The organism is Azospira sp. MPR-LB4 (assembly GCF_058809525.1).
Genome location: NZ_CM179521.1, coordinates 1,934,427 through 1,952,454, shown reverse-complemented (window position 1 = coordinate 1,952,454; position 18,028 = coordinate 1,934,427). Strand labels below are relative to the sequence as shown.

17 protein-coding genes are annotated in these 18,028 nt (G+C 67.7%); 11 read left to right on the top strand and 6 right to left on the bottom strand.

The window, feature by feature from the left end:
* The first annotated feature begins 15 nt into the window (after positions 1–15).
* Genes AC3QLZ_RS09115 through AC3QLZ_RS09100 form a run of 4 tightly spaced genes read left to right on the top strand, consistent with a single transcriptional unit; the run spans position 16 to position 4,313 of the window.
* A complete protein-coding gene (locus tag AC3QLZ_RS09115) occupies positions 16–921 on the top strand; it encodes an alpha/beta hydrolase family protein (protein WP_014235563.1) in 906 nt (301 codons plus the stop codon).
* 18 nt (positions 922–939) lie between these two features.
* Positions 940–1,503 carry a YqiA/YcfP family alpha/beta fold hydrolase gene (locus AC3QLZ_RS09110; RefSeq protein ID WP_014235562.1) on the top strand — a complete coding sequence of 188 codons (564 nt, stop codon included), beginning with the start codon at positions 940–942 and terminating at the stop codon, positions 1,501–1,503.
* 7 nt (positions 1,504–1,510) lie between these two features.
* On the top strand, positions 1,511–3,424 hold the full coding sequence (locus AC3QLZ_RS09105) for a ribonuclease catalytic domain-containing protein (RefSeq protein WP_014235561.1): 1,914 nt from the start codon (positions 1,511–1,513) through the stop codon (positions 3,422–3,424).
* Positions 3,425–3,464: 40 nt separating this feature from the next.
* Positions 3,465–4,313 (top strand): energy transducer TonB, encoded by an 849-nt coding sequence (locus AC3QLZ_RS09100; RefSeq protein WP_287875255.1) that lies wholly within the window; start codon positions 3,465–3,467, stop codon positions 4,311–4,313.
* 24 nt (positions 4,314–4,337) lie between these two features.
* Here AC3QLZ_RS09100 and AC3QLZ_RS09095 read toward each other — a convergent pair whose 3' ends face one another.
* Positions 4,338–4,796 (bottom strand): bacteriohemerythrin, encoded by a 459-nt coding sequence (locus AC3QLZ_RS09095; RefSeq protein ID WP_014235559.1) that lies wholly within the window; start codon positions 4,794–4,796, stop codon positions 4,338–4,340.
* A 176-nt stretch (positions 4,797–4,972) separates the two neighbouring features.
* On the opposite strand from AC3QLZ_RS09095, the gene aroE reads away from it, so the two are divergent.
* The 3 genes from aroE (at position 4,973) to mgtE (ending at position 8,089) form a co-directional block, all read left to right on the top strand.
* Positions 4,973–5,788: a shikimate dehydrogenase gene (gene aroE / locus AC3QLZ_RS09090; protein WP_014235558.1), complete on the top strand. Its 816-nt coding sequence runs from the start codon at positions 4,973–4,975 to the stop codon at positions 5,786–5,788.
* Between the two features lie 6 nt (positions 5,789–5,794).
* Entirely contained in the window at positions 5,795–6,487 is a 693-nt protein-coding gene (mtgA, locus tag AC3QLZ_RS09085; RefSeq protein ID WP_014235557.1) for a monofunctional biosynthetic peptidoglycan transglycosylase, read from the top strand.
* 159 nt (positions 6,488–6,646) lie between these two features.
* The gene (gene mgtE, locus AC3QLZ_RS09080; RefSeq protein WP_014235556.1) at positions 6,647–8,089 is read left to right on the top strand and encodes a magnesium transporter; all 1,443 of its coding nucleotides are present in this window, start codon (positions 6,647–6,649) and stop codon (positions 8,087–8,089) included.
* Positions 8,090–8,168: 79 nt separating this feature from the next.
* On the opposite strand, the gene AC3QLZ_RS09075 is transcribed toward mgtE, so the two are convergent.
* The 3 genes from AC3QLZ_RS09075 to AC3QLZ_RS09065 form a co-directional block, all read right to left on the bottom strand.
* Positions 8,169–9,026 (bottom strand): HDOD domain-containing protein, encoded by an 858-nt coding sequence (locus tag AC3QLZ_RS09075; RefSeq protein ID WP_014235555.1) that lies wholly within the window; start codon positions 9,024–9,026, stop codon positions 8,169–8,171.
* 76 nt (positions 9,027–9,102) lie between these two features.
* Positions 9,103–10,050 carry an NAD(P)H-dependent flavin oxidoreductase gene (locus tag AC3QLZ_RS09070; RefSeq protein WP_014235554.1) on the bottom strand — a complete coding sequence of 316 codons (948 nt, stop codon included), beginning with the start codon at positions 10,048–10,050 and terminating at the stop codon, positions 9,103–9,105.
* Between the two features lie 45 nt (positions 10,051–10,095).
* Positions 10,096–10,587, bottom strand: coding sequence for a C40 family peptidase (locus AC3QLZ_RS09065; protein WP_014235553.1), 492 nt, complete (start codon positions 10,585–10,587; stop codon positions 10,096–10,098).
* Between the two features lie 51 nt (positions 10,588–10,638).
* Between AC3QLZ_RS09065 and gabD the strand changes: the two genes are divergently transcribed.
* Positions 10,639–12,090, top strand: coding sequence for an NADP-dependent succinate-semialdehyde dehydrogenase (gene gabD, locus AC3QLZ_RS09060; RefSeq protein WP_014235552.1), 1,452 nt, complete (start codon positions 10,639–10,641; stop codon positions 12,088–12,090).
* A gap of 105 nt (positions 12,091–12,195) precedes the next feature.
* On the opposite strand, the gene AC3QLZ_RS09055 is transcribed toward gabD, so the two are convergent.
* Entirely contained in the window at positions 12,196–13,080 is an 885-nt protein-coding gene (locus AC3QLZ_RS09055; protein WP_014235551.1) for a dienelactone hydrolase family protein, read from the bottom strand.
* Positions 13,081–13,307: 227 nt separating this feature from the next.
* Here AC3QLZ_RS09055 and AC3QLZ_RS09050 point away from each other — a divergent pair, with 227 nt between their 5' ends.
* On the top strand, positions 13,308–13,895 hold the full coding sequence (locus tag AC3QLZ_RS09050; protein ID WP_014235550.1) for a tetratricopeptide repeat protein: 588 nt from the start codon (positions 13,308–13,310) through the stop codon (positions 13,893–13,895).
* A gap of 64 nt (positions 13,896–13,959) precedes the next feature.
* Here the strand turns inward: AC3QLZ_RS09050 and rng are convergent, their stop codons facing one another.
* Entirely contained in the window at positions 13,960–15,441 is a 1,482-nt protein-coding gene (rng, locus tag AC3QLZ_RS09045) for a ribonuclease G (RefSeq protein WP_014235549.1), read from the bottom strand.
* Positions 15,442–15,492: 51 nt separating this feature from the next.
* Here rng and trhP point away from each other — a divergent pair, with 51 nt between their 5' ends.
* Positions 15,493–16,806 carry a prephenate-dependent tRNA uridine(34) hydroxylase TrhP gene (trhP, locus tag AC3QLZ_RS09040; RefSeq protein WP_014235548.1) on the top strand — a complete coding sequence of 438 codons (1,314 nt, stop codon included), beginning with the start codon at positions 15,493–15,495 and terminating at the stop codon, positions 16,804–16,806.
* A 93-nt stretch (positions 16,807–16,899) separates the two neighbouring features.
* A complete protein-coding gene (locus AC3QLZ_RS09035) occupies positions 16,900–17,976 on the top strand; it encodes a glycosyltransferase family protein (RefSeq protein ID WP_014235547.1) in 1,077 nt (358 codons plus the stop codon).
* Positions 17,977–18,028 lie beyond the last annotated feature (52 nt).

Here is an 18,028-nt window from a genome sequence, read left to right as displayed (position 1 = left end):
CGGCGAAGCTGCCCCATGTCAGCCCCCCACAACTACGCCGCCAGCGGCCCCTGCCGGGTGCGGGAGGAACTGGAGGTGTGGCACGACGAGCGCCGCCAACGTCCCATTCCCTGCCGCCACTACCTGCCCCAGGGCATCGCCCGCACGCCCCTTATCCTCTTCTCCCACGGCCTCGGTGGCGACCGGGACAACGGCGAACGCTGGCTGCGCCACTGGGCCTCCCACGGCTACCGGGGCCTGGCCCTGCAGCACGCCGGCAGCGACGCCGCGGTCATGGCCGGCAGTCCCATGGCCCTGCGCCGGGCCCTGACGGCGGCCACCACGCCGGAGCAGTCCCTGGCCCGCCTGGCCGACCTGGGCTTCGTTCTCGACGAAGTCTGGCGCCGCCAAGCCACCGACCCGGCCTGGGCCGGGGTGGACCTGGAGCGTGTCGGCCTGGCCGGCCATTCCTATGGTGCGGTGACGACCCAGGCCATGGCCGGGGAACGGCGCGCTTATGGGCCGCCGGTGGCGGAGCCGCGCCTGCGGGCCTTTCTCGGCCTGTCGCCTTCAGCCCGGGGCGAGGAGGCGCCCCTCAACGCCCGCTTCGCCGGCATCCGGCGTCCCTTCTTCTGCATCACCGGCACCCGGGACGACGGCATCGGCCTGCACGACATCAGCGCCGCCGACCGCACCGTGCCCTTCCGCCACATGCCCGGCGGCGACAAGTTCCTGCTGGTGCTGGACGGCGCCGCCCACATGCCCCTGGCGGGCAATCCGGGCAGCCGCCACGTCCTGCCGCCCCGGGCCGCGACGGCCATCCAGGGCGCCAGCCTGGCCTTCTGGGAGGCCGCCCTGGGCGGGAGCCAGGCGGCCCGCACCTGGCTCTGCCGGGACTTTCCTTCCACTCTTGTTCCCGGCGACACCTGGGAATGCAAGTAAGCCAGTGAGGCCAGCACCATGAGCGGCATTCTCTATCTCCACGGTTTCCGTTCCTCCCCCGCCTCCTTCAAGGCCCGCGCCGTGGCCGAGGCCATGGCGGCCCGGGGCCTGCAGGAGCGCTTCTTCTGCCCGGCCCTGTCCCACGAGCCGCGCCAGGCCATGGTCCAGGCCGAGGCCATCCTGGCCGCCGAGGGTCCCCTGACCCTGGTGGGCAGCTCCCTCGGCGGCTTCTACGCCACCTGGCTGGCAGAACGCCACGGCCTGCGGGCCGTGCTGGTCAATCCGGCGGTGCTGGCCCATCTTTCCCTGGCGGATTACGTCGGCCCCCAGACCAACCTCTACAGCGGCGAGGAATTCCAGTTCACCCGGGAGCACGTGGCCCAGCTGCAGGCCATGGAAGTGGCCGACCTGCGGCCCGAGCGCTACTGGCTGCTGGTGGAGGAGGGGGACGAGGTGCTGGATTACCGCCAGGCCGTGGCCCGCTACCGGGATGCCCGCCAGACGGTGCTGGCCGGCGGCGACCACAGCTTCACGCGATTTGTCGACTTTGTGCCGCAAATCCTTGAATTCGCCGGGTTATAATCCGCCGATGAATGTTCTATTTGAAGAAGACGGCGCCTTCAAGACGGGCACCGTGCTGGCCGACAACGATGCCACCCTGCAGGTGGAAAGCGCGTCGGGCAAGCGAACCAAGGTCAAGGCTGCCGCCATCCTGCTGCGTTTCCAGAGTCCCGCCCCCGGGGCCCTGCTGGAGGCTGCCGAACCCCTGGCCCACGACATCGAACCCGAATTCCTCTGGGAGTGCTGTGCGGATGGCGAATTTTCTTTTCTGGATATTGCCAAGGACTACGTCGGCAAAGACCCCTCTCCGGTCGAGGCGGCATCGGTCCTGCTTGCCCTACACGCAGCGCCTGTCTATTTCCACCGCAAGGGTAAGGGTCGCTTCCGCAAGGCCCCTCCCGACATTCTCCAGGCTGCTCTGGCCGGTCTTGAAAAGAAGCGTCAGCAAGCGCTGGCCATAGAGCGCATGGTGGCGGAGCTGAAGGCCGGTTCCCTGCCGCCCGAGTTCGCTCCCCTGCTCGACCAGCTGCTCTACGCCCCGGACCGCAACAAGCCGGAGACCAAGGCCCTGGAGGCAGCTTGCGAGGAACTGCACACCTCGGCGCCGCACCTGCTGGCCCGTTGCGGTGCCATCAAGTCCCACCGCGACTACCATTTCAACCGCTTCCTGCGGGAGTACTTCCCCAAGGGCACCGGCTTCCCCGCCGTGGACGTGCCCACGGCGCCGGCCGACCTGCCCCTGGCCTCGGTGCAAGCCTTTTCCATCGACGATGCGGCCACCACCGAAATCGACGACGCCTTTTCCCTGGAAGCCCTGCCTGGCATCGGCTGGCGCGTCGGCATCCACATTGCCGCCCCCGGCCTCGGTTTCGGGCCGGGCGAGGCCCTCGACCAGATTGCCCGGGACCGCCTGTCCACCGTGTACATGCCCGGCAACAAGATCACCATGCTGCCCGATGCCGTGGTGGAGGCCTACACCCTGGCCGAAGGCAAGCCGCGGCCGGCCGTCTCCCTGTACCTGACGGTGAACGAGGGCCTGGAGATCGTCGGCCACGAATCCCGCCTGGAGCGGGTCCATGTGGCGGCCAACCTGCGCCACCACGAAATCGAGCCCCTCTTCAACGAGGCAACCCTGGCCGCCGGTCTGGGCGACTTCCGCTTCGCCCAGGAACTGAAGCTGCTGTGGCAGCTGGCCTGCGCCTGCGAAGGGCGCCGCGGCAAGCCGTCCGCCACCCAGGGAATCTTCGACTACAACTTCGACGTCTTCCCCGACGCCAGCGATCCGACTGGCGCCGCCGACCGCATCGAGATCAGCGCCCGCAAGCGGGGCAGTCCCCTGGACAAGCTGGTGGCGGAACTGATGATCGTCGCCAACGCCACCTGGGGCGGCCTCCTGGCCGAGAAGAAGGTGGCCTGCATCTACCGCGCCCAGACCGCCGGCAAGGTGCGCATGACCACTTCGCCCCTGCCCCACGAGGGCCTTGGCGTGCCCCAGTACGCCTGGTCCTCCTCGCCCCTGCGGCGCTATGTGGACCTGGTGAACCAGTGGCAGCTGATCACCCTGCTGCAGGACCGGGCGCCCCACTTCGGCGCCAAGAGCGACGCGCTCTTTGCCGCCATGCGCGACTTCGACCTGACCTACGCCGCCTACGCCGAATTCCAGCGCCACATGGAGCGCTACTGGTGCCTGCGCTGGCTGGAGCAGAAGGGCGTGACGGAAATCGAAGGCACGGTGCGCAAGGAAAACCTGGTCAAGCTCGATCCCCTGCCCCTGATGCAGCGGGTGCCGTCCCTGCCCGAGCTGTCCATGGGCCAGCGGGTCAAGTTGAGCGTGGAGTCCTGGGACACCCTGTCCCTGGAGCTGAACCTGCGCTTCGTCGCCGTCATCGAGAGCGCCGATGCGGTGGCCGATGTGGGTGACGACGAGGAGGCGGGAGCCTGATATGGCGGCGGCCCGGTTGATGCCCGGATTCCTGGCCCGGATGGATGCCTCCAGCCGCAACCTGACCCTGGCCGTCGGCCTCTCCGTGCTGGTGCACGGTCTGCTGCTGTCCCTCCACTTCAAGTTCCCCGATGCCTCCCGGTCCCTGCAGGACAAGGCCCTGGACATCATCCTGGTGAACAGCAAGTCGGCGCGCCGCCCGACCCACGCCCAGGCCCTGGCCCAGGCCAACCTGGACGGCGGCGGCAACGTCGAAGAGAACCGCCGGGCGGCCACGCCCCTGCCGCCCTCGGCGCGGCAGCAGGCCGGCAGCGACCTGGAACAGTCGCGGCAGCGGGTGCGGGACATGGAGGCCCAGCAGCAGCGTCTGCTGGCCGAAGTGAAGAGCAAGACCCGGGCGCCGCGCCAGGATTCCCGGGAGTCCCAGCCCCAGAATGCGCCGACCCTCTCGGGCCGGGACCTGGCCAGCAGCGCCATGGCCATGGCGCGCATGGAGGCCGAGATCAGCAAGAGCGTGGACGAGTACAACCAGCGGCCGCGCAAGAAAAACATCGGCACCCGGGCCGACGAATACCGCTTCGCCCGCTATGTGGAAGACTGGCGCCTGAAGGTGGAGCGGGTGGGTACCCTCAACTATCCCGAGGCCGCCCGGGGCCGGCTCTACGGCACCCTGGTGCTGTCCGTCACCATCAATGCCAACGGTTCCGTGGACAAGGTGGAACTGGAGCGCACCTCCGGCCACAAGGTGCTGGACGAGGCGGCCCTGCGCATCGTGCGCATGGCCGGTCCCTATGCGGCTTTCCCCGAGGATATCCGGCGGGACGTGGATCAGCTGGTGATCACCCGTACCTGGTTCTTCACCAGCGGCGACCGGGTCCAGGCCCAGTAAGGCGGCCCGGCCCGGTGCCGGGCTTTAGGCCCAGAAGCGCTTGAAGAAGCCCGACAGGCCGCTGCCCCGTTGCGGGTCCTGGCGGCAGTGGGCGGCGTAGCGCTGATCTTCCACCTGGATGTGCTGCACCAGCCAGTCCTTGAGGAAGTGCAGCAGGTCCAGGCTGATGGATTTGCCGGCGCTGACACCCTGGCGTTCGACGGCGATGCGCTGCACGAAGGTCTCGTGCAGTTGCCGGTGGGCGGCCAGGTCCGGGTAGGCGGTGGATTCCATGAACTTCTCCTCGGCGGAGAAGTGGGCCACGGTGTAGCGTTCCAGCTCGTCGATCAGTACCAGGATCTGCTCCCGGCTGCCCTTGCCGACGATGGCGGACCACAGCCGGTTGATGGTCTCGAAGAGGGCCTGGTGCTGGGCGTCGATTTCACTCATGCCCACACTGTAGCGGTCGTCCCATGTCACGATAACGGCGTCTTTTGCGCTCATTTGTTGTTAGCTCCCTGAAAAGTGCAACGCCCGGATTATAGGCAATTCCGCCATGCGTAAGCCGTTTCCCGCGGAGATTTTGTTCCCTGCACTACGTAAGGGAGCGTTCAGGTTGCCGTCCGCCAAAAGGGATAAACTGGCGCCCTTTCCTCCACCGCCGCCATTTCGCCGCCGCCATGACTGACCGCTACGCCGTTTTCGGCAACCCCATCGGCCACAGCAAGTCGCCCCTGATCCACTCCCTGTTTGCTGTCGCCTGCGCCCAGGACATGAGCTACGAAGCCCTGCTGGCGCCCCTGGACGGCTTCGCAGCGGCGCTGCGGGCCTTTGCCGACGGCGGTGGGCGGGGGGCCAACGTCACCGTGCCCTTCAAGGAAGAGGCTTTCCGCCTGGCCGACAGCCTGACGCCCCGGGCTGCCCGGGCCGGGGCGGTGAATACCCTGGTGCTGGAGGGCGGGCGCATCCTCGGCGACAACACGGACGGCGCCGGCCTGGTGCAGGACCTGCAGGTCAACCAGTCCCTGCCCCTGGCGGGCAAGGCCATTCTCCTGCTCGGCGCCGGCGGTGCCTCCCGGGGCGCCCTGGCGCCCCTGCTGGCTGCCGGCCCTTGCCGCCTGCACATCGCCAACCGCACTGCCGCCAAGGCCGCCGATCTGGCCCGGGATTTCGCCGACCTGGGCCCCGTCAGCGGCGGTGGCTATGGCGAGCTGGCCGGTCAGGGCTTCGATGTGGTGATCAATGCCACCTCCGCCAGCCTGGCCGGCGAACTGCCGCCCCTGCCTCCTGGCATCTTCAACGGCGGCGCCCTGGCCTACGACATGATGTACGGCCGGGGCGAGACGCCCTTCCTGGCCTTTGCCCGGCTGGAAGGCGCCACCCACCTGGTGGACGGCCTGGGCATGCTGGTGGAGCAGGCGGCGGAAGCCTTCCAGCTGTGGCGCGGCGTGCGGCCCGCCACCGCGCCGGTCCTCGACCGTCTGCGGCAGGGCTGAGGCACCGTGCGCATCCTGCATTGGCTGAAGCTGGCGGCGGCCTGGGGCGTCGGCCTCCTGCTGGCCTACCAGCTGTGGCTGTTCGCCTGGGTACTGTGGTGGGCCAACGTCAATCCCCACATGACCCGCTTCATGGAAATCCGTCAGGAAGAGCTGTGGCTGAAGACGCCGGGGGCCAGCCTGCAGAAGCAGTGGGTGGACTACGAGCGCATCTCGCCCCACCTGAAGCGGGCCATCATCGCCGCCGAAGACGCCAAGTTCGTCGATCATGAAGGCTTCGACTGGGACGGCATCCAGAAGGCGGTGGAAAAGAACCAGCGCCGCGGCAAGGTGGTGGCCGGCGGCTCCACCATCTCCCAGCAACTGGCGAAGAACCTGTTCCTTTCCCCGAGCAAGACGCCCTGGCGCAAGGCCGAGGAGGCCGCCATCACCCTGATGCTGGAAACCGCCTGGTCCAAGCGGCGCATCTTCGAGGTCTATCTCAACGTGGTGGAGTGGGGCAACGGCGTCTTCGGCGCCGAGGCGGCGGCCCGCCATTACTTCAACGTCTCCGCCGCCCAGCTGGGGCCGGAACAGGCGGCGAAGCTGGCCGCCATGCTGCCCAATCCCCGCTTCTACGACCGCAACCGCAGCGCCCCGGGGCTGCTGAAAAAGACCGGCATCATCCTGGGCCGGATGGGGGCGGCGGAACTCCCCTGAGACCGGCTTGCCCATACCCATGGGCGGGCCGTCGGGGCCTTGCTTGGGGATATCCCGTAGCCCGGTGGATTCCCGTGATTTTTGTCAAAGTCCTGACCCGGTGCGGTGCTAGAATGCGCCATCTTTTTGCGGCATCGCACCATTCCCCGGTTTGCCACCATGAGCGAAGAAATCCAGCACGCTGACGCCGATGAGCTGCAGGCGCGCCTCTCCGAGGTGCAGACCCTGCTCGCCCGGCATCACCTGGTGGAGGACCTGGTGCACAAGCAGGAGATGCCCCGCCACGAGCTGGTGGAATCCCTGGTGCACAAGCAGCACCTGAACGAGCTGCGCCACAAGCTGGACAAGATGCACCCGGCCGACGTGGCCTACATCCTGGAGGCCCTGCCCCTGGATGAGCGTCTCATGGTGTGGGACCTGGTCAAGGCGGAGCGGGACGGGGAAATCCTGCTGGAAGTGTCGGATGCTGTCCGGGAAACCCTGATCGCCAACATGGATTCGGACGAGCTGGTGGCCGCCGCCGAATCCCTGGATGCCGACGAACTGGCCGACCTGGCGCCGGACCTGCCCCACGAGGTGATCCAGGACGTCTTCCAGTCCCTCTCCGTGGAAGAGCGGGAGCAGCTGCGCGCCGCCATGTCCTACCCCGAGGACTCGGTCGGCTCCATCATGGATTTCGAAATGGTCACGGTGCGGGAAGACGTGACCCTGGAAGTGGTGCTGCGCTACCTGCGCCGCTTCGACGAACTGCCCGACCACACCGACCAGCTCTTCGTGCTGGACCGGGACGAGCGCCTGAAGGGCGTGCTGCCCCTCAACAAGCTGCTCATCAACGATCCCGAGTCCGAAGTGGCGGACGTCATGATCAGCGACTTCGTCCATCTGGAACCGGACGACGACGCCGAGGAAGCAGCCCAGGCCTTCGAACGCTACGACCTGGTGAGCGCCCCGGTGGTGGACCGGGACGACCGCCTGGTGGGTCGCGTCACCGTCAATGCAGTGGTGGACTTCATCCGGGAAGAATCGGAAAGCGAACTGCTGGCCCAGGCCGGTCTGCGGGAAGAGGAAGACATCTTCGCCTCGGTGTGGAACTCGGTGAAAAACCGCTGGACCTGGCTGGCCATCAACCTGGTGACGGCCTTCATCGCCTCCCGGGTGATCGGCGCCTTCGAAGGCTCCATCGAAAAGCTGGTGGCCCTGGCCGCCCTCATGCCCATCGTCGCCGGCATCGGCGGCAACTCGGGCAACCAGACCATCACCATGATCGTGCGCGCCATCGCCCTCGGCCAGATCCAGCCCGAATCGGCGCGGCGCCTGCTGCACAAGGAACTGGGCGTGGCCCTGATCAACGGCCTGGTGTGGGGTGGGCTGCTCGGCGTGGTCTCCTGGTGGCTGTACCACTCCTTCCAGCTGGGCCTGGTGATGACCGGGGCCATGACCCTCAACCTGCTGCTGGCTGCCACCGTCGGCGTGGTCATTCCCATGACCATGCAGAAGTTCGGCCGGGACCCGGCCCTGGGCTCCTCGGTGCTGATCACCGCCGTCACCGACTCCGGCGGCTTCTTCATCTTCCTCGGCCTGGCCACCCTGTTCCTGCTCTGAAGGGCGCCGCTCCCGACAATAAAAAGCCGCTCCAGGAGCGGCTTTTTTCATGGCGGCGATGCCGCCGCGACGTCCGGGTTCAGGCTGCCTTGCGGGCGGAATCCAGCTTGAACAGCAGGTCGTCCACGATGTCGTTGAGGTCCGTCTCGGTGAGACCGAAGAAACCGGCCACGGCACCCTTGCCCTTTTCCCACTCGCCGTCCTCGTTGAGGCGCAGGAAGGTGCCGACGATGCGCTCGGCCAGCAGGGCCAGGGCGATCAGGGTGCACGATTCGTCGGAGAGGCCGCTGCCGTCGTTGAAGACGGAGAAATCGTGGTGAGAGAGGATGGCGGAACTGACCGTCTCCGGCAGGCCCCAGTTGCGCGCCATGAGATAGCCGATGACGGCATGGTTGGTGCCGTGGATTTCGTCCTCGATGGCGGTGAAGGGCAGGTCGATGCGGCGGTTGGCTTCGCCCAGGGTCTTCTTGTAGTCCGGGTAGCGCCGCATCAGGATGGGGATGCCGCAGTCGTGGAAGAGGCCGAAGGTGTAGGCCGTGTCGCGGCTGGTGCCGGGCAGGATCTCGGCCAGCTTGGCGCAGACGCCGGCGCAGTAGGTGGCGCTGTCCCAGAAGCGGTCCATGGCATGGTTGTTCTGGGAGAGATTCTTGCGCAGCAGCTCGTTCACCACCAGGTTGAGCACGTTGTTGAAGCCCAGGCGGCCCAGGGCTTCGCCGATGGAGCCGACCTTGCTGCCGGTGGAAAAGAGGGGGGAATTGGCGCACTTGATGACGCCGGCGGCCAGGCCCACGTCCTGGCTGATGAGCCGGGCCACCTTGGTCGAACTGGCATCCGGGCGGTGCATCTCCTGGGCCAGGGCAGCGAGCACCGCGGGGCAGGGGGGAATCTCCACCCCGCGGAGCAGTTTGCTGACTTCGGTTTCGTCGATGGTACGCATGGGGAAAGGCTCTCGAATGTCGTTATTTAGGGCCTAACCCTAGCATCAACGGCGGCGCCGAAAAATATGGCTTTGGTTATACCGGCCGCAAGGCTTGGGACGGCTGGCGTTGGCAGGCCTGGCGGTATTCCGCGGCCAGCCGCGCGGCCAGTTCGGCCACCGTCGGCACGTCGTGGATGTTGGCGACGCCGTGACCGGCGCTCCACACGTCGCGCCAGGCCTTGGCCTCGTCGCCGCCGTAGTTGTGGTTGGCCTGGCCGCCGGCCGCCAGGCTCTCCTTGGTGTAGCCGGCCTTCTCCAGGCTTTGCCAGATGAAGTTGGCGTTGGTGCCGGAGACGGCGTCCGTATACACGATGTCCCGCGGGCCGGCGCTGACCAGCATGTCCTTGTAGGCCTGCTGGGCCATGGACTCCTGGGTGGCGATGAGGCGGGTGCCCATGTAGGCGAAGTCGGCCCCGGCGATTTCGGCGGCGCGGATGGAGGCGCCGTCGGAAATGGCCCCGCCCAGGATCAGCACTCCGTCCCAGAACTCACGGATTTCCCGCAGCAGGGCGAAGGGATTCTGGGTCCCGGCATGGCCGCCGGCGCCGGCGGAGACGGCGATGATGCCGTCCACCCCCGCCTCGATGGCCTTCTTGGCGTGGTAGGCGTGGATGACGTCGGAGAACACCAGGCCGCCGTAGCCATGCACCACCTCCACCAGCTTGCTGGGGTTGCCCAGGCTGGTGATGACGAAGGGCACCTTGTGCTTGACCACCAGGGCCACGTCCTCTTCCAGGCGGGTGTTGGAGTGATGCAGGATCAGGTTGATGCCGAAGGGCGCGTCCTTGGGGCCCAGCTCCTTATTCATGCGGGTCAGCCATTCATCCAGCTGGCTGGCGGGACGGGCGTTGAGGGAGGGGAAGCTGGCGGCGATGCCGGCCTTGCAGGCGTTGATGACCAGATCGGGGCCGGATACGAGAAACATGGGCGCAGCAATGGCGGGAACCGCCATCCGGCCCTGGAACAGAGCGGGAACGGGCATGTGAAACTGTCTCCTAAGATTGTGGTTTTTTTACGGCCCGACGGCTTAGTCGAAGTAGGACCGGGCAGCCTCGAAGCGTTCCGCATAGTAGCGGGCTCCCAGACTGTCGATTCGGATTCTGCCATTAGTTGCCGGCGCGTGCACGAAGCGGTCGTCGCCGATGTAGATGCCCACGTGGGAGTAGGAGCGGTTCATGGTGTTGAAGAACACCAGGTCTCCCGGCTTGAGGCCCTGGCGCGGTACGGGGCGGCCGTTGCGGGCGATGTCGGCGGCGCTGCCGGAAACTTTCAGGCCCGCCGCCTGGCCATAGATGTAGCTGACCATGCCGCTGCAGTCCAGACCCGCTTCCGGGTTCTTGCCGCCGAAGCGGTAGCCGGTGTCGATCAGGGAAAAGGCGTACAGCACCACGTCCTGGGCCTTGGCCGAGAGGGGCGCGGTGGCGCGCTCCGCTGGCCTTTCCGGGGGCGATGGCGGTAAGCTGCCGCAGCCGGCGAGGGCGGCGGCCAAGCTCAGGCAATGGATGAGCTTTCTAGTCATAACCCCAAGTATAAACGACGGTTTTTATAAAACTCCAACGACGAGACAAAGATGAAACTTGAGGATTCCAATCTGTTGCGCCAGCAGTGCTATCTCAACGGCCAGTGGGTGGGCGGCGAGAGCGATTTCCCGGTGCACAATCCGGCCAGCGGTGCCGAACTGGCCCGGGTGCCCCGCTTCGGCGCCGCCGAGACCCGTGCCGCCATTGCCGCCGCCGATGCCGCCTGGCCGGCCTGGCGCAGCCGGACGGCGAAGGAGCGGACAGGGGTGCTGCGCCGCTGGTTCGAGCTGATGAACCAGCATGCCGACGACCTGGCCCTGCTCATGACCAGCGAACAGGGCAAGCCTCTGGCCGAAGCCAGGGGCGAGGTGGCCTATGCTGCCTCCTTCGTCGAATGGTTCGCCGAGGAGGCCAAGCGGGCCTACGGCGAGACCATTCCCGCCGTGGCGGCGGACAAGCGCATGCTGGTGATCAAGCAGCCCATCGGCGTCTGCGCCGCCATCACGCCGTGGAATTTCCCCGCCGCCATGATCACGCGCAAGGTGGCGCCGGCCCTGGCGGCCGGTTGCACGGTGGTGGTCAAGCCGGCGGAACAGACGCCCCTGACCGCCCTGGCCCTGGCCGAACTGGCCCACCGGGCAGGTTTTCCTGCCGGCGTCTTCAACGTCATCACCGGCGATCCGGTGGCTATCGGCGGCGAACTGACGTCCAATCCGACGGTGCGCAAGCTTTCCTTCACCGGTTCCACCGAAGTGGGCCGCCTGCTCATGGGCCAGTGCGCGCCGAGCATCAAGAAGCTGTCCCTGGAACTGGGGGGCAACGCCCCCTTCATCGTCTTCGACGACGCCGACCTGGATGCGGCGGTGGAAGGGGCCATGATCTCCAAGTACCGCAACACCGGCCAGACCTGCGTCTGCGCCAACCGGCTGCTGGTGCAGGACGGCATCTACGAGGCCTTCGCCGCCAGGCTGGCGGCAAAGGTGGCCACGCTGAAGGTGGGCGAAGGCACGGAGGCCGGCGTCACCCAGGGGCCCCTGATCGACGCCGACGCCCTGGCCAAGGTGGAGGCCCACATCGCCGACGCCGTGGCCCACGGCGCCCGGGTCTTGGCCGGCGGCCGGCGCCACGAGCGCTACAGGGAGGGCGGCGCCTTCTTCCAGCCCACGGTGCTGGCGGACGTGACGCCCCAGATGCGGGTGGCCCGGGAGGAGACCTTCGGCCCGGTGGCGCCCCTGTTCCGCTTCCAGACGGAAGAGGAGGCCATCGCTCTGGCCAATGCCACCGAGTTCGGCCTGGCTTCCTACTTCTACTCCCGGGACATCGGCCGCATCTTCCGTGTCGGCGAGGCCCTGGAATACGGCATGGTGGGGGTGAACACGGGCCTCATCTCCAACGAGGTGGCGCCCTTCGGCGGCATCAAGCAGTCGGGCCTGGGCCGGGAAGGCTCCAAGTACGGCCTGGAGGAATACCTGGAAGTGAAGTACCTGTGCCTGGGGCTCTAAGCCCCTGCTCTGCAAGCTAGAAGGGACGGACTTCTCCGGCGTGCCATGCCGGAGAAGCCCGTCCCTTCTGCCTTTCGGGGTTGCCCGGTTTGCAGGCCCGGCCGTCTAGACGCCGTGCTGCTGCAGCCAGGCCAGCAGCCGCCGCCAGCCGTCAGCCGCGGGTTCGGGGCGGTAGCTGGGCCGGTAGTCGGCGTGGAAGGCGTGGGGCGCCTCCGGATAGACCACGATCTCGGAGGGATTGCCGGCAGCCTTGAGGGCGGCCCGCATTTTCTCCACCGTCTCCAGGGGAATGCCCTGGTCCTGGCCGCCGTAGAGGCCGAGGACCGGCGTCTTCAGGCTGGAGGCCACGTCCAGCGGGTGTTTCGGCGTCAGGTCGCTGGCGTTGCCCACCAGGCGGCCGTACCAGGCCACCCCGGCCCGCACCGCCGGATTGTGGGCGCTGTACAGCCAGGTGATGCGGCCGCCCCAGCAGAAGCCGGTGATGGCCAGGCGCTCCGGATCGCCGCCGTTCTTCGCCGCCCAGGCGGCGCAGCCGTCCAGGTCGGCCAGCACCTGGGCGTCGGGCACCTTGGCGATGATGGTCTCCATGAGCTTGGGAATGCTGTCCACCGTGGCCGGGTCGCCCTGGCGGGCAAACAGCTGGGGCGCGATGGCCAGGTAGCCCTGCCTGGCCAGGCGGCGGCAGATGTCCTGGATGTATTCGTGGACGCCGAAGATTTCCGACACCACCAGCACCGTGGGCAGGCGCTCGCCCTGCTCCGGCCGGGCGCAGTAGGCGGCAACGCTTTCGCCGCCTACCGGCACCTGGATGGCGGCGGTCCTGAGGCCGCTGCTGTCGGTCTTGATCTGGGTCTGGGCGCACACCGGCTGCACGGCCAGGGCAAATCCAGTGCCAATCGCCGCGCCGATGGCGGTGGCGACAAAGGTGCGGCGGTCCATGTTGTTATTGGGCACCAGGCTGTCGAATTCCGGGGAGGTGCTGACGCTCATGGCGGGCTCCGTTTCGGGTTGGGGAAACGTCAGCATAGGCAGCCGGCGGGGCTGGCGCAAATTGCCCGGCTCAGGTCTTCATCTGGCCGCCGCTCGGGCAACCTCAGCGCCCCGGTGCGACAGTCTGCCGCGCGACCATTTGCCTCATTCCGCCCCAATGCCCCTATCCATAGAATGGTTTTCCCCGGCCGCTGCCGGGCGATTGACCGTTCAAGAAAGGACATTCCATGGGGCTCCGTCACCTTAGCTGCGCCATCCTCCTGGCCCTGGGCTGCACCGCCGTCCATGCCGAACCCGCCGCCGGCGAGCGCTTCGCGCAGGCCGCCCAGGCCCACCGCCAGGGCGACTACCGCCAGGCCCTGCAACTGTGGCAACAGCTGGCCGAGCAGGGGCAGCGGGACGCCCAGTACAACCTGGGCCTGATGTATCGCTACGCCGACGGCGTGCCCCAGGACCTGGCCGCCGCCATGAAGTGGTACAAGCGGGCGGCAGAGCAGGGCGACCTGCAGTCCCAGTACGAAGTGGGGCTGATGTACCAGGAAGGGGTGGGCGTGGCCGCCGACCAGGCCGAGGCCCACCGCTGGTTCACCATGAACCGCCAGCACCACTACCACCACCTGGCCCACAATCCCCAGCTGGAGCAGTGGCGCCGGCAGGCCTCCGCCCTGCTGTGGCAGCGGGACATGCAGGAATCCCTGGCCCGTTCCCGGGACGACGGCCAGCAGGTGCTGGCCCGCCTGCAGGAACGCCTGCGCCAGGGCGATGCACCCCGGGTGCAGACCGCGGCGGTGGCAGGAGACACCCTGGCGCGCTAGACGCCGGAGCGAAAAAAAGAAGGGGCGCCCGCGGGCGCCCCTTTATCGTTGACGCAGGACCGGCCTACATCAGCACGATGTCGTACTGCTCCTGGTTGTAGCTGGCCTCGGCCTGGAGGGAGATGGCCTTGCCGATGAAGTCGGAAAGCATGGCCAGGGACTGGGATTCCTCGTCCAGGTACAGGTCGATCACCGACGGCGCCGCCAGGATGCGGTATTCCCGGGCATTGAACTGGCGGGCTTCCCGCAGCAGCTCCCGCAGGATCTCGTAGCACACGGTGCGGGCGGTCTTCACCTCGCCGCGGCCGCCGCAGGTGGGGCAGGTCTCGCACAGCACGTGGGCCAGGGATTCCCGGGTGCGCTTGCGCGTCATCTCCACCAGACCCAGGGCGGTGAAGCCGTTCACCGTCATCTTGGTGTGGTCCCGGGCCAGGGCCTTGTTGAATTCGGCCAGCACCGCGTCCCGGTGTTCCGGGTTCTCCATGTCGATGAAGTCCACGATGATGATGCCGCCCAGGTTGCGCAGGCGCAGCTGGCGGGCGATGGTCTGGGCCGCTTCCAGGTTGGTCTTGAAGATGGTGTCGTCGAAGTTGCGCACGCCGACGAAGCCGCCGGTGTTCACGTCGATGGTGGTCATGGCCTCGGTCTGATCGATGATCAGGTAGCCGCCGGATTTCAGATCGACGCGCCGGGCCAGGGCCTTCTGGATTTCATCCTCCACCCCGTGCAGGTCAAAGAGGGGCCGCTCGCCTGTGTAGTGGTCGAGCAGTTCCAGCACCTTGGGAGTGTACAGGGCGGCGAATTCCTTCAGTTTCTGGAAGTTCTCCCGGGAGTCGATGACGATGCGCGAGGTCTCCGGATTGACGAAGTCCCGCAGCACCCGCTGGGACAGGGACAGCTCCTGGTACAGCAGGTGGGGCGGGGCCACCCGCAGGGAGTTTTCCTTGATGCCGCGCCAGGTCTTGCGCAGGTATTCGATGTCGTTGGCCAGTTCCTCGTCGGAGGCGTTCTCGGCCATGGTGCGGACGATGAAGCCGCCCTTCTCGTCCTCCGGCACCAGGCGGGTCAGGCGTTCCCGCAGCTGCTCCCGTTCCTGCTCGTCCTCGATGCGCTGGGAGACGCCGATGTGCTTCTCCTGGGGCAGATAGACCAGCATGCGGCCGGCGATGGAAATCTGGGTGGACAGGCGGGCGCCCTTGGTGCCGATGGGGTCCTTGATCACCTGCACCACCAGGCTCTGGCCCTCGGTGAGAATGCGCTCGATGGGGCGCATGCCACCTTCGCCGTCGCCCTTCTCGCCGTTCTTTTCGCTATGCCGCGGCAGCCAGATGTCGGCCACGTGGAGGAAAGCGGTGCGTTCCAGGCCCACGTCGATGAAGGCCGACTGCATGCCCGGCAGGATGCGCACCACCTTGCCCAGGTAGATGTTGCCGACGATGCCGAGGGAAGCGGTGCGCTCGATGTGCAGTTCCTGGGCGACGCCCTGGTGCATCACCGCCACCCGGGTTTCCTGGGGGGTGAAATTGATGAGGATTTCTTCAGGCATGGGAAGGATGGGAAGACAGGTAAAATTCAGGTTTTGGCCCATTCTACCCCAATGCCTTCTACCCCCTCCGCCGGCGCCCCCGCGGCCCCCCAGCCCGCTCGCCGCGGCCCCGAACTGCTGGCCCCCGCCGGCACCCGGGCCATGATGGACAGCGCCTTCGCCTTCGGCGCCGACGCGGTCTACGCCGGCCAGCCCCGCTACAGCCTGCGGGTGCGCAACAACGATTTCGGCAACATGAGCGTGCTGGCCGAGGCCCGCCAGGCCGCCCGGGAACTGGGCAAGCAGTTCTACCTGGTGAGCAACATCTTCCCCCACAACGCCAAGGTGCGGACCTACCTGGCGGACATGGAGCCGGTGATCGACATGGCGCCGGACGCCCTGATCATGGCCGACCCGGGCCTCATCGCCATGGTGCGGGAGAAGTGGCCGCAGATGCCGGTGCACCTTTCCGTCCAGTCCAACACGGTGAACTACGCCGCGGTGAAGTTCTGGAAGAGCGTCGGCATTTCCCGGGTCATCCTCTCCCGGGAGCTGTCTCTGGACGAGGTGGCGGAGATCCGCCAGGAATGTCCGGACATGGAGCTGGAAGTGTTCGTGCACGGCGCCCTGTGCATCGCCTACTCGGGCCGCTGCCTGCTCTCCGGCTACTTCAACCGGCGCGATCCCAACCAGGGCACCTGCACCAATTCCTGCCGCTGGGACTACAAGGTCCATCCCGAGAACGAATCCGCCGACGGCCGGCCCGAATCCAAGGTGTGGCTGCTGGAGGAGAAGGAGCGCCCCGGCGAGCTGATGCCCATTGAGGAGGACGAGCACGGCACCTACATCATGAACTCCCGGGACCTGCGGGCCATCGAGCACGTGCAGCGGCTGGTGGAGATCGGCGTCGATTCCCTGAAGATCGAGGGCCGCACCAAGTCCCCCTACTACGCCGCCCGGGCCTGCCAGGCCTACCGCCGGGCCATCGACGATGCCGTGGCCGGCCGGCCCTTCGACGCCACCCTGCTCTCCGATCTGGAAGGTCTGGCCAACCGGGGCTACACCGACGGCTTCTACCAGCGCCACCACGACGCCGAGTACCAGAACTACCTCAAGGGCCACTCCGAATCCGAGCGCAGCCTCTACGTGGGCGACGCCACCGCCTTCGATGCGGAACGGGGCCTGATGCAGGTGGAGGTGAAGAACCGCTTCGCCGTCGGCGACCGGCTGGAAATCATCCATCCCGCCGGCAACCGGGTGGTGGCCCTGGAGCGCATGGAAAACAAGGCCGGCGAGCCGGTCGCCGTGGCTCCGGGCAACGGCCACATCATGTGGCTGCCCCTGCCGCCCGACTGCCAGGGCGCCTACATCGCCCGCCTGCTCTAGCCCCTGGGGCAGCGGAAGACGCCATGATTTCCCACCCGGCCTCCTCGGTGATCTCTGTGCCCTCTGTGGCTAACGCCTTTTAGGGCCGGCCCCATGCCCCATCTCGTCGTCTACATCTCCGGCCACGGCTTCGGCCACATCGCCCAGACCGGGCCGGTGCTCGATGCCCTGCGGCAGCTGCAACCGGCGTTGCGCCTGACGGTGGTGAGCGGCGCCCCCGAATTCAAGCTGCGCCAGCGCATCGGCGGCGACTTTGCCCTGGTGCCCCGGGCGGCGGATTTCGGCTTCGTCATGAGCGATGCCTTCCGCATCGACCGGGCCGCCAGCGCCGCCGCCTACCGGGACTTCCACGCCGGCTGGGAAGAACGGGTGGCGGCCGAGGCCGATTTTCTCCAGGGCCTTGATGCCGACCTGCTGCTCAGCAACGTGGCCTACCTGCCCCTGGCGGCGGCGGAGCGCCTGGGCCTGCCGGCTTACGCCATGAGCTCCCTCAACTGGGCCGATCTCTTCGCCCACGAGTTCGCCGGAGAAACCTGGGCGCCGCCCCTCCATGGCCAGATGCTGGCGGCCTACCGCAGCGCCCTCTCCTTCTTCCGCCTGGCCCCGGCCATGGCCATGCCGGACCTGCCGCAGGCCCGTCCCGTGGACCCGGTGGCCCGGCTGGGAACCAGGCAGGATGGGCTTCTGCGGCAGGTGCTGGGCGTCGGGCAGGGGACCCGGCTGGTGCTGGCGGCCCTGGGCGGCATCGCCACCCGGCTGCCGGCCCAGACCTGGCCGGCGCAGCCGGACCTGCACTGGCTGGTGCCCGCCGCCTGGGGCGTGGCCCGTCCCGACATGAGCGCCTTCGAGCCCCTGGGCTGGGACTTCGCCGACCTCTTGGCCTCCGTGGATGCGGTGGTGGGCAAGCCCGGCTACGGCACTTTCGCCGAAGCCGCCTGCAACGGCACCCCCATGCTCTACGCCCGCCGCCCCGACTGGCCCGAGCAGGAGGCCCTGATTCCCTGGCTGCAGGCCCACGCCGTCTGCCGCGAGGTGGAAGAGTCCGCCTTGCAGGCCGGCGACCTGGGGGCCGACTTGGCGGCCCTGTGGCAGCAGCCGGTGCCGCCCCGGCCCCAGCCCCGGGGCGCCCTCCTGGTGGCCGCCTGCCTGCATCAGGCCCTGGGCGGTTAGCTTCCTGTAAGGATGGCCGGGCTATGCTGCCGGCTTCTCCGACTTCCGCTTC